The organism is Corallincola spongiicola (assembly GCF_004284785.1).
In the GTDB taxonomy this organism is placed as follows: Bacteria; Pseudomonadota; Gammaproteobacteria; order Enterobacterales; family Neiellaceae; genus Corallincola; species Corallincola holothuriorum.
Map to the genome: position 1 here is coordinate 391,814 of NZ_SHLY01000002.1, position 11,111 is coordinate 402,924.

15 protein-coding genes are annotated in these 11,111 nt (G+C 48.7%); 8 read left to right on the plus strand and 7 right to left on the minus strand.

Annotated features, from left to right (window positions below):
• Nucleotides 1-108: 108 nt before the first annotated feature.
• Complete coding sequence (locus EXY25_RS07475) at nt 109-459, plus strand: putative quinol monooxygenase (protein ID WP_114337004.1); 351 nt, start codon at nt 109-111, stop codon at nt 457-459.
• A gap of 53 nt (nt 460-512) precedes the next feature.
• Here EXY25_RS07475 and EXY25_RS07480 read toward each other — a convergent pair whose 3' ends face one another.
• The 6 genes from EXY25_RS07480 to EXY25_RS07505 form a co-directional block, all read right to left on the minus strand.
• Complete coding sequence (locus EXY25_RS07480) at nt 513-1,547, minus strand: acyltransferase family protein (protein WP_130566293.1); 1,035 nt, start codon at nt 1,545-1,547, stop codon at nt 513-515.
• 103 nt (nt 1,548-1,650) lie between these two features.
• Entirely contained in the window at nt 1,651-2,628 is a 978-nt protein-coding gene (locus EXY25_RS07485; protein WP_130566294.1) for a M61 family metallopeptidase, read from the minus strand.
• Nucleotides 2,628-3,395, minus strand: coding sequence for a type 1 glutamine amidotransferase (locus EXY25_RS07490; RefSeq protein ID WP_130566295.1), 768 nt, complete (start codon nt 3,393-3,395; stop codon nt 2,628-2,630). Before EXY25_RS07490 ends, EXY25_RS07485 begins: the two co-directional genes overlap by 1 nt.
• 69 nt (nt 3,396-3,464) lie before the next feature.
• Nucleotides 3,465-3,887 carry a secondary thiamine-phosphate synthase enzyme YjbQ gene (locus EXY25_RS07495; RefSeq protein WP_114337008.1) on the minus strand — a complete coding sequence of 141 codons (423 nt, stop codon included), beginning with the start codon at nt 3,885-3,887 and terminating at the stop codon, nt 3,465-3,467.
• A gap of 2 nt (nt 3,888-3,889) precedes the next feature.
• Entirely contained in the window at nt 3,890-4,354 is a 465-nt protein-coding gene (locus EXY25_RS07500) for a chemotaxis protein CheX (RefSeq protein WP_114337009.1), read from the minus strand.
• 235 nt (nt 4,355-4,589) lie between these two features.
• The gene (locus EXY25_RS07505; RefSeq protein WP_130566296.1) at nt 4,590-4,973 is read right to left on the minus strand and encodes a DUF3718 domain-containing protein; all 384 of its coding nucleotides are present in this window, start codon (nt 4,971-4,973) and stop codon (nt 4,590-4,592) included.
• A 246-nt stretch (nt 4,974-5,219) separates the two neighbouring features.
• Between EXY25_RS07505 and dusA the strand changes: the two genes are divergently transcribed.
• The 4 genes from dusA (at nt 5,220) to EXY25_RS07525 (ending at nt 7,939) form a co-directional block, all read left to right on the plus strand.
• Nucleotides 5,220-6,206, plus strand: a complete 987-nt coding sequence (dusA, locus tag EXY25_RS07510) for a tRNA dihydrouridine(20/20a) synthase DusA (RefSeq protein ID WP_281275300.1) — start codon at nt 5,220-5,222, stop codon at nt 6,204-6,206.
• A 232-nt stretch (nt 6,207-6,438) separates the two neighbouring features.
• Complete coding sequence (locus EXY25_RS07515) at nt 6,439-6,726, plus strand: hypothetical protein (RefSeq protein WP_114337012.1); 288 nt, start codon at nt 6,439-6,441, stop codon at nt 6,724-6,726.
• Nucleotides 6,727-7,353: 627 nt separating this feature from the next.
• Complete coding sequence (locus EXY25_RS07520) at nt 7,354-7,605, plus strand: hypothetical protein (protein WP_130566298.1); 252 nt, start codon at nt 7,354-7,356, stop codon at nt 7,603-7,605.
• 127 nt (nt 7,606-7,732) lie between these two features.
• On the plus strand, nt 7,733-7,939 hold the full coding sequence (locus tag EXY25_RS07525; protein WP_130566299.1) for a PspC domain-containing protein: 207 nt from the start codon (nt 7,733-7,735) through the stop codon (nt 7,937-7,939).
• Here EXY25_RS07525 and EXY25_RS07530 read toward each other — a convergent pair.
• Entirely contained in the window at nt 7,905-8,660 is a 756-nt protein-coding gene (locus EXY25_RS07530) for an enoyl-CoA hydratase-related protein (protein WP_130566300.1), read from the minus strand. The genes EXY25_RS07525 and EXY25_RS07530 overlap by 35 nt on opposite strands.
• 83 nt (nt 8,661-8,743) lie before the next feature.
• Here EXY25_RS07530 and EXY25_RS07535 point away from each other — a divergent pair, with 83 nt between their 5' ends.
• From EXY25_RS07535 to EXY25_RS07545, 3 genes are read left to right on the plus strand one after another with little or no spacing between them, the layout of a single operon-like run.
• Nucleotides 8,744-9,202, plus strand: coding sequence for a copper chaperone PCu(A)C (locus tag EXY25_RS07535; protein ID WP_130566301.1), 459 nt, complete (start codon nt 8,744-8,746; stop codon nt 9,200-9,202).
• A 14-nt stretch (nt 9,203-9,216) separates the two neighbouring features.
• Nucleotides 9,217-10,203: a DUF2333 family protein gene (locus tag EXY25_RS07540; RefSeq protein WP_130566302.1), complete on the plus strand. Its 987-nt coding sequence runs from the start codon at nt 9,217-9,219 to the stop codon at nt 10,201-10,203.
• 9 nt (nt 10,204-10,212) lie between these two features.
• Nucleotides 10,213-10,992: a TIGR04219 family outer membrane beta-barrel protein gene (locus EXY25_RS07545; protein WP_114337018.1), complete on the plus strand. Its 780-nt coding sequence runs from the start codon at nt 10,213-10,215 to the stop codon at nt 10,990-10,992.
• The last annotated feature ends 119 nt before the right edge of the window (nt 10,993-11,111 follow it).

Genomic DNA, 11,111 nt, shown 5'->3' on the forward strand with positions numbered 1-11,111 from the left:
TTGCTTATTCCCTGGTAACTGTTTGTTGCATACGTTGGCGAAGTCACTATCAGGGCTGTTTGAGCTTATCTCATTGGTTTTAATTATTGATGATGGAGAGTCGTCGCTATGTCGAGCAAGATCTACTGTATCGCGCTGTTTAAACCTAAACCTGGCAAGTTGAATGAACTATTTAAGGTACTACAGGCGTTAGAGCCCAACACCCAGCGAGAAGATGGTTGTATTCAGTATTTGGTGACTCGCCATATTGAAAACCCATTTGCCACGGGAAGCAGTTTTCCTATTGCGTTTCAAGAAATATGGCGGGACCGCGCCAGTTTTGAAGCGCACTGTCAGCGTAAAGAGATCAGTGAATTTTTTGAGGCGCAGTGTGTTGCCGAAACCGGGTTAGTGGAAGACTACAACGTCTGTGTTTACAGCGATGAGCCTGAGGGGTATGACGCGCCAGTATTTGCTTAGTTTGTTAGCAGCGGCCTTGCTGTTTTAGCAAAGCCGCTGAAATCATTCTCTTATTACCAGCCAATTAGATAGCGACTGCGTTTATCCAGTAGCTTTTTAATCCCCATCGCGATCAGCATGCTAATCAGGGTGATGGCTAGGGTCATGATAATCGCGGTAAACCAATTACCGTATTCCTGCATACCGAACAGATCCGGTTCGCCAAAAATCATCCACCAAGGGGTGGTGATCCATGGATGGATAAAATAGATGGCAAAACTGGTATCCGCCAATTGCGGCATCAACGGTATTTGGCGATCGCCTAGTTTGTTGAACAACGCCATAAACATCAGAGCCAGCGCTAATTTTTGCAATAACATCAAGTCAGGTGCGCCTGGTTCAAAGGGGGCTTTGTTCATTGGACCCGCTTCAAAGAAGTAGGTTTGGATCATCGCCAATGACACGGCGATAACCAGTAGTAACCACCAATATTTGTCCATCCACGGGAACGCGATATCACGGTGGGCAGAGACCCAGATACCGATCAGGTAGATAGGGATAAAATAGACCAGTGATTGCAGTGCATTTAGGTTGCCAATAGGGCGATGGACATAAACGGCAATCAGCAGCAGTGGGATCGCCATGTACATGACCCAGCCTTTATTGGTCAGCCACTTAAATACCGGACACAAAGCAAACAGCATCATACCCATGGGGATATACCAGTATGCAGTGAGTGTACGCCCAGTGATCACATACCAGCTAGCCGCCAGCGCTGGGTTATCGATACCCGCTTCAAGGTGGAACTGTGGGCTGGCAGCACTGGTTAGATGCCATATGATCCACGGCAGAGATAGCAGCAGGTAAGGCAGCAGAACAAACTTACACTTGTTGCCAAAATACTTAGCGAAGCCGCGGCGATGATGGAAAACATGATGGAACAGAAAGCCGGAGATAAACACGAAAAACACGGTGCCGTTCATCATCAGGTTAAACAGGGTGCCATTGACAAACCCGTCTGTTTGCCACCCCGCCATGCGATAGACATGGGCAAATACGATAAACAGGATAGCCATGCCGCGAAATTGGTTAATGCTATTGAGGAACATCTAAATACTTCTCTCTCATTGGAACTGTTTGGCTTGAATGAATAGGCCTACCGAATAGATTAAAGCACAGCTGATAATTGCCACACCATCAATGTATTGGATTTCACTGGTTTCTGTGGGGATAGATCAGTTTTAATCGCCGCTGTTTGAACTCAGTCGCGGAGTCTGGCTCCAAGCGGCCCCCCATCAAGTCTAAGCCTAACCAGGTATATGCCTCCGTGAGATCGGGAAACACTGCTTGGTCGATGATCTCGCCATACAGGGTACTGAACACATCGCTTTCGCTGAGTTGGTCAAAGCGCAGGATCATCTCGGGGCCGTTCCACTCTCGTGGCAGCATTCGACAGCAAGCTTGAAAGCCTGCCATTACTGATGCCATAGAGTGCGGGCTGCCCAGCTTTTGCAGTCTGACATCTGCCAGAAGAAAGTAGGCGGCGCCAGACCAATACACCCGTTTGTAACTGCCGGTAGACCACATGCTGCCGCTGAGTTCTCTTAATGGTCTATCTTTCTGGATCGCATCTTTTTGACCCCGTAAGAATCCAGCGTGCATCTCTTGCCAAACTTGCTCTTCGGTCAGTATGCCTTGAGTGCCTCTAAGTATGTTCTGGTAGTAACTGGCCAGCCCTTCAGATAACCAGATATCTGCGCTACCAGGGAAGGGGATCAGTAGGTGGCTGAATTCGTGAACCCCTGTCCAGTCTTGTTGGAATTGCCGTAGGGACTGTTCGGGATTGACATAAAAGGTGATGCCATTCGGTGTGCCACGGGTTATCTGCCCCCAAGGTACGGGGCCTTGACCATAGCTGGCTACTTTAACTTCAATATGAGCGATGGGAATAGGAAATTGGCCGGAGATCTTACTGACGACAAGCGCAGTCTCTTGTAGCCAGCGTCGCACCTTTTCTTGTTGGCTAGGGCTCAATGCCGGATCTAACGCCAGTGAAAGCGCTCCTCCGGGTACCGTGATCGGCTGACTGTTTGCTGCGGCGAATAAACTAAAAGATAAACCAATTATAGCCACTGCCAGTAATCGGCCGATGCGACTGCCGATGACGCTCGCACTGCCGGTGTCGTTCATTACGCGTCCGCCGGCGCAGCCAAAACCACGCGATCGATAAACTTGCGTAGTAGTGCGTTCGATTCAGGGGTTTCTACCGCTGACGATAACACCGCGAGCAGTTGAGCCGAGTTTTGCGTGTATTTATGGGCATAGAGACTGAGTCGGTCGATAAGCACCTGACGATCCACCTCTGGGTGAAATTGTGTGGTCCAGAACGGCGTGTTGTTAACCTTGAAACTATGACTGCAAGGGGCGGTCTCTGCGAGCAGTGTGCAATTTTCTGGGATCTGGGGCGCTCTTTCTCGATGCACTGACACGGCATAAAACGGGTTCGTTGTGTCGTGAAAGAGTGGATCGGTTTGCGCGGCAGCGGTGAGGCTAATGGGTATCGTGCCCATTTCGTAATCTGTTTCATCTCTGATCACTTCACCACCGAGTGCGACTACGGCTAACTGATGACCGAAACAACTGCAAAAAGTGGGCATCTTGATATCGATACAGTAACGTAGCAGTGCCACTGCATCTGGTACAAATGGGTAATCGATGGGCTCTAAAACAGAGGCATCGGATGAGCCGCCAACTAACACGGCGTCAAATTTGTCGATAACTTCCGGTTCGAAATGTGGCTGATCAAAGACGTTAAGTACTGAAAACTGTTCCTCGTTCAGGCCACAAAACGTGGCGAAACTGGTGAGTTCCTCTAATCGCGTGACGCTGTCGTTGCGGATCTGCAATAGTAAAACTCTGAGGGCTTCACGAGGTTTATTGGATACACGGTGGGGCATTTTCTCTCCAACGTTTAAAGGTGATTAGAGGCTCTGACCTCTAGATACGCTATTTGCTCCCCAGAGCGATCATTTTGAACCCTGTAACGTGACCAGTATCTTGCGACTACCACCTTGATCCCTATGTTCACCTAAATAGATTCCCTGCCAGGTGCCCATTGCTAAATGCCCCTGACGAATGGGCAGCATAACACTACTACCCAGCAGGCTCGCCTTGATGTGGGCTGGCATATCATCATCCCCTTCATAGGTATGCTGATAGTAGCTGGCTCGCTCTGGTACGAAATGATTGAAGTGGGATTCCATATCGGAGCGTACCGTGGGATCGGCATTTTCATTGATGGTGAGAGAGGCGGAGGTGTGCTGAATAAACAGATGAGCTAAGCCGATTTGATATTGTTGCAGTTGTGGTAGTTGGCTAATCACTTCATCGCTGATTAGATGAAAGCCGCGACAACGCGGCTTCAATCTAATTAATATTTGCTGCCACATGGTTACTTGTCGAAGCAGATTTCTATATTGGCATTGCCATATTCTGAGCCGAATGGGATCAGGATCTTCGGTCCATCGGATTTATGACTGATGGTGTGACCCATGCCTGAAACCACGACAGGAGTCGCCATATCGAAGTCGTAGCCTTTGTCACCCAAAATGTTCTTGGCGCCGCCGGTGACCATATTGGTAATTTCACCCACCATGTCGGTCACTTCTTCGTTAATTTCGGTGGGACGTTCACCCAACATCCGCTGCATGATTTCCAAGGCAAGGGTGCCCTCAAAGGTAATGGAGAGAGAGCCTTTGGTTTGTGGGCCTACCATACCGATTAATCCGCTGACATCGCCCTGCGCCTTTTCATCTTTTTTAAGTCTTGGCTTCCCAGCTTTAAGTTCAAGAGATGCCATGGTGCCGAGCACGTTATTTAGCGACTCGAGGAAAGGATTAATAAATTCTACATTCATAAGTGAGGCCTTGTTGCTCCTTAGCGTTCACTGAAGCTACTAAATAGCTGGCGATAATTACTTTTATTCTATCTGCTAAATGCGTTGGCGCAACTTGGCAATAGCGGGAAAAGGGCTTATCGGGGAAGAATGTGCACTGGGTTGGCTTTGTTTCAGATATTTCTAAGCAAAATAATGGCGAGAGGACACTTTGTAGCCGATTTGCCACAAAGCGCCCCTGCCTGTTGTGCTGGTTTTAGATGCGTTGGCGGATCGCCTTAATGATCGGTGAGGCTTCATAGCCGTTATGCTCTCCCCAACTTAGTACCATGTAACCATCTGGGCCGGCATCATTGAGCATCTTATCCGGGAGTTGCTCCACCAAGTATTGGCCGACCTCGTTTGCACTGCGTTCCAAGGCAAACTTTAGCAAGCTTCTGCCATTGCACATCACATCTTGGTAGATGCGTTTGAGCTTCACTCTTTGCTTTCTCAGCGTTTTTTTCACTTTTACTGCGTCATCTTTGGCGATGGCATGACACAAGCTCTCGGCTGCCTTGATATCGAGAGCGATCGCCTTACTGGAGAGAAATAGACAAGTGATGGCTAATAAAATGGCTGAAATACGACCCTGAATCATCTGTTCTTCCTAATAACACCTATTCATTAGAGTGTTTACACTAACAAATAGATGACATAGATCAATTTGATGACGCTGATATGAACTTTTTATAACCGCTTTTTGCGACTTCTGACCGTCAACTAATGATTCCACATCCTGTGCTGGTGTGTCAGAAGCGCTTGGTCGTACCGCTTATTCGCTCTGATTACGTCTTGAGTTAGGAGGGTGATACAATGGCGGTTTATTCCAAACTGTGATCTTTTAGTGCCCGTGACTCTTAGTAAGCCATTCTCTCGTAAGTTCTCCGTTGCCCCGATGCTCGATTGGACCGATCGCCATTGTCGCCACTTTATGCGCTTGATCAGCAATAACACGCTGCTTTACACCGAGATGGTAACCACGGGGGCTATCCTGCATGGACGCGGTGATTTTCTGGCATTTAATGAGTCTGAGCATCCCATAGCGTTGCAGCTGGGGGGGAGTGATCCGGAAGCGCTCGCTAAGTGTGCCAAGCTGGCGGCGGAGCGGGGCTATGATGAGGTGAACCTGAATGTCGGCTGCCCCTCGGATCGTGTGCAAAATGGTCGCTTTGGTGCCTGCTTGATGGCGGAGCCTGCGTTGGTCGCCCAATGTGTGGAACAGATGCGTGTAGCGTCTGATTTGCCGATCACGGTAAAAACGCGCATCGGTATTGATGAGCAGGACAGCTATGAATTTCTGACCCAGTTGATTGATACCGTGAAAAGTGCCGGTTGTGATAGCTTTACCATTCATGCGCGCAAAGCTTGGTTACAGGGGTTGAGTCCCAAAGAGAATCGCGAGATCCCGCCACTGGATTATCCACGGGTCTACCAGCTAAAGCGTGACTATCCTGAGTTAGAGATCGTCATCAATGGCGGTATCAAGACTCTCGATGAGTGTCAGCAGCATCTGCAGCATGTGGATGGCGTAATGGTGGGGCGAGAGGCGTATCAGAATCCATATATGATGGCAGAGGTCGACCGCCTATTGTTCGGTGATAGCGCACCAGCAAGAACCAGGCGTGAGGTGGTTGAAGCCATGTACCCCTACATTCAGGCCCATCTGGATGGGGGCGGCTATCTCAACCATATCAGTCGACATATGCTGGGGATATTTCAGGGAATGCCGGGTGCCCGTCGTTGGCGGCGCTATCTGAGCGAAAATGCTCATAAACCAGGCTCTGGTGTTGAAGTGGTTGAGGCGGCGTTACAACAGGTCAATTGTGATTAGCCTTTAACTAGCAGAGCACTCAGTTGATCACCTACTCATATTTACCAACTACATGGTGAGATTAACTATCTCGCTGGTTAATTTCACCATTTCACTTTTGTTCTCTTGTTATTCTCGCTTTTATGTTTCACTTCAATATGCTGATATTTAAAGAAATAATTTTATTTCTTTGATCTGGCACGGCAATTGAAACAGTTAGTTCGTCACTTAATCAATTTTCAGGAAGACGATGATGAACATACTTAACACTGCCGCCGCTATCACTCTGGTATTTACTGGTTTCTCCGCTCAGGCTGATACCAGCAACGATGTGACCGACTACCTTGCTGTACAAGTTGCCGAACAAACCCAGCGTGTGGTTGTTGAGTTGGGTGATGAGTTACAACAGTCAGCGGCTGCACTTGTCGCTGCATCTATGGCTGAGTTGGCACCTGCTGACATTGCGATTGCGAACCAAGCTGATTTGGCGGAGCGAGAAGCGCAAAACCCAGATGAGTCTGTGCTAATCGCGGGTCGCTAGGTTTCTCTATGTGGCTATTTGTAGATGTTGATGTAAGCCAGATGGATACCAGACCATGACGTATCTCAGTATCAGTGCCGCAAGGCTACGTAAGATTAAAGGGATTGAATGTGAATGATGACTGTTCCGCGACGGAATAGAGCGATTCACGCAGTATCATTCCCTTATTGATTATTCTCCCTCTTTTATCACCCACCTATCATGAGTGTGTTTCAGTTGCTTAGATAAACCTACCGTATTCTTTTTGCATTCTGGCTTGGCGAGGACTGCAGCTTCGCTGTGTGTGCTTTGGTTTGCTTGCGCTCACTCTTTGTTTAACGCTCGTCGCCTTGTTGGCCGCCTCTGTCGCGGTTGCGTCGAACCATCTTCAACTTAGTGTTCTATTTGCCATCTTCGCTTTAAAGCGAGCGTGAATAATTTTGTCAAAATAGAGTTGGCTAAATTAACCAATAATTAGTTTTTTCCAATGTTGTCGGCCGGTCGCTGGAGCGTTGGAAATAATTGGGTTTTAATTTAACCTATTGATTTTAAATGTTTAAAAAATAATTTTTGAAGTTGGCACGTAGGTTGAATAGTCATTAAGTATCAAAGCGAATTTTACTGATACTCAACACCAAAGGAACTGACATGACTATTTCAAACATCACTAAGACACTTTTCGTAGGCTCGGCGTTATTGGTTAGCAGTATGAGCGTCAGCGCTAATGAGCTCGACACCGATGCGCTGCAACCTGTGGTTGAGCAATCGCTGGAAGCGCAAGTGGTCGCTCAAACCGAGCAGGTCGTGGCAGAGCTGCAGGTGCAGATAGCGGAATCGTTAGCGGCGTCACTGGCTTCATTGTTGCCAGAAGATCTCGCTAGTTTAGCGCGCGGAGAATAAGCCATGTTTCTGCCTCTGTTTTTAATGATGATGCTGCCGCTGCTGGGACTTGTCCTGACACTTGTAGTGTTTCAGTTGGCAGGCTGGTGAATCTAGATAGCGGATATCTTTGCATTTGGAGTCGTTGATGAAGATGGTTAAGCAAAATGATGGTTGGGTGTTTGGTCTGTTTTCTGCGTTGGCTGATAAATATCAGCGTCCGGTGTGGGTGATGCGAGGACTGGCGGTACTACTGTTTGCCGCCAATCCACTTTTGGCAGGGAGCGTTTATATTGCTGCGTACGCTGCGATGCGTTGGGCTAATCCCCACTCACACGCTTCAAAGCGGCTTTAATCGCTCGTTTACTCTCTTTACTGCTTAACGCGTTAAAGAAGCAGGTGAGTTCAGCTTCCAGTGTACGGCGCAGCGCTTTACGACGGGGCTGGCGGAGCAGCTTACGGCTGGCGTCAATGGCTTCAGTGGGAAGAGCGGCAATTCGCTGTGCTTGTTGCTTGGCAAAAGGGAGCAGCTCTTTGCTCGTCAGAACCTGATTGATCATACCCATCTGTTTGGCGGTTTTGGCATCGAACGCGTCGCCTAACAGGAGCAGTTCTGCAGCACGAGGGTAGCCAACTAATTGTGGTAACAGCAAACTGGAACCTGCTTCGGGTACCAAGCCAAGATGGGTAAAGGGTAATTGAAAGCGCGTATCTTCCCCAGCATAAACCAGATCGCAATGCAGCAGTAACGTGGTACCAATGCCTACCGCTGCGCCAGCGGCAGCCGCAATCAATGGCTTATCAAAATCTAATAGGCAACGCAGAAACTGTACCACGGGCAGCTTCTCTGGTGGTTGATCGATCGACTGGAAATCCTTTAAGTCATTACCGGCAGTGAAACAACTGTTGCTTCCCTGGATAAGTACGGCTCTGACATCATCGTGTTTGCTGGCTTGTTCCAAGCCATCGGTTAACGCCTGATACATATCCTGAGTCAGCGCGTTACGTTTTTCAGGCCTATTTATTGTCAGGATGAGAACACCCTTAGTGACTTGTTGTGTAATATGTTTAGACATGATCACGTTTATCTATAATGGGTTACAGTGGTCTAACCAGATTAGGCTAAAATGAGACAACCTCAACTGCAGGGAGCTGAATTGTGATACGACCCTTTGTTTCAGTGATTATCGTGCTAAGCAGCATGATTTTTAATCTCGCCGTGGCAGCACAGCCAAATATTGTTAAGCCGTACATCAGGGCGCTACCGCCCGGGGTTCCGAACAGCGCCGCATTCCTGGTGATCGAGAATCCGATGTCCGAATCGGTCGTTTTGCTGGGGGCGGAAACAGAGATCGCAGCGCGTGCAGAGTTGCACAATCATTTGAGTGAAGATGGGGTGATGAAGATGCGCCAGGTTGACTCGATTGAAGTGCCAGCGAAATCGAAAGTAACTTTGCAACCGGGGGGGTTACATATCATGTTGTTTGATATTAAAAACTCACCGCAAGTGGGCCAGCAGATCCCGATAACACTTATATTTGCTGATGATACAAAAATAACAGTGATGGCCGAGGTGAGAGACCTCCGCGAACAACATCACCACCATGAGCATCATTGAGGGGAGTTTCACCAATGACGAGTTTTAAGCGTTGGATCTGGCCTGTAGTTTTTATTTTTCTCATCGTTAATTACGCCATTGCGGTGTATTGGAGCGTTGAGCCGGGGAGTATTGATCTCTCCGAGCGGGTGACCATCGATGCCGAGGCTGCTGCAGAAAAGCCTGTGGTTGGCTATACCACGACGACAGCTCTGATTGCTGTCAGTGAAACCATGCTCGACAAGAGTGGTGGCTATCTGGCCAATGATGTGATGCCTCCCTCTGTGTTGATGGATAATATGCCTGCTTGGGAGTTTGGTGTACTGGAGCAGATCCGAGACTTGGCATTGGTGATGCGTCGTGACTTCAGTCGCTCACAGACTCAGTCTCAGGAAGATCAGGACCTGACCGTGGCTCAGCCGCAGTTTAATACTGACCATACCCGTTGGGCCTTCCCCAGCGCCGAGGGTGAGTATCGTAAAGGGATAGAAGCACTTTATCGCTACCGTAGTCGTTTGGCCGATCCAGCCGACTACAGTGCCCAGTTCTATACCCGGGCAGATAATCTGCAGGCGTGGTTACAGGAGGTGCAGAAACGTCTAGGTAGCATGTCACAACAGCTTTCAGCATCTGTCGGACGGGAACGGTTAAATATTGATCTTGCTGGCCAACCTGATGCCAAGAGTGCGACAGCGATCCCTGACTACCAACAGATCAAGACCAGTTGGTGGAAAATTGATGATGTGTTCTATGAGTCTCGTGGAGCTTGTTGGGCATTGCTGCAGTTTTTACATGCCGCAGAAGTTGATTTCGCCGACGTTTTGGCGAAAAAGAACGCAACCGTGAGCCTAAAACAGATAATTCGTGAACTAGAGGGTACCCAAGAGACCGTCTGGAGCCCTATTATCCTCAATGGCGGCGGATTTGGCGTGGTAGCTAACCATTCTTTAGTGATGGCGAACTATATTTCCCGCGCAAATGCCGCCGTGATTGACTTAAACAGACTGCTTTCGCAGGGGTAGGCACAACCAATGCACAGATATAATAAAATTTTCGCAACACTTTTGACTGGCGGGGCACTGATTGCTGCGCCGGCAGCGATGGCAGACACCATTGCCGGGCTCTATGTCGGTGCGCAGTATTGGCATATGAGTGCGGATGGCTCCGTTGGTTCAGATACAACGATGGAAGATTTCAATCTCTCCGATGACGACAAGGGCGCGGTTTGGCTGGCGCTGGAGCACCCGGTACCTTTGTTGCCAAATCTGAAACTTCGGTACAATCAGCTAGACACTGATGGTGAAGCCGATGTGACTGATTTTGAGTTTGGCGGTGAAACCTACAATGGTTTAGCGACCACCGATCTGGATCTGGATCATCTCGATATCATCATGTACTACGAGATCCTCGACAACGATACTGTATGGCTGGATCTGGGGTTAAACCTCAAATACGGTGATTACAAGGTTGCAGTGACTGGCGAGATTGATGATGGTGCTGGCGGGACGGTATCCACTTCAACCAGTGAAAAATACAACGGCGTGATCCCGATGTTGTATGGCGCTGGCGGTGTCGGATTCCCCTTTACTGGGCTGGGGCTGTTTGGTGAAGCCAACTGGATCGGCTACGACTCTAACTACCTGTATGACGTGCAAGGCGGAGTGAGCTGGAAGTTTCTCGATAATCCGGCGATAGATGCTGAAATCCAACTGGGTTACCGCAAACTGCACTTTAACGTCGACGACCTTAGCGACATTTATGCTGATGTCGATTTTGATGGCGGCTTTATTGGTGTGCAAGCGCACTTCTAAAGTGAGTTGATATTGCGAACGGCACCTTTGTTGGTGCCGTTTTTGTTTGTTGCCCTTCCTTCCTACAGATAAGCCGCCTGAGCTGCTTAGAACCCCAATGTGTTAAAAATCGATTTGTT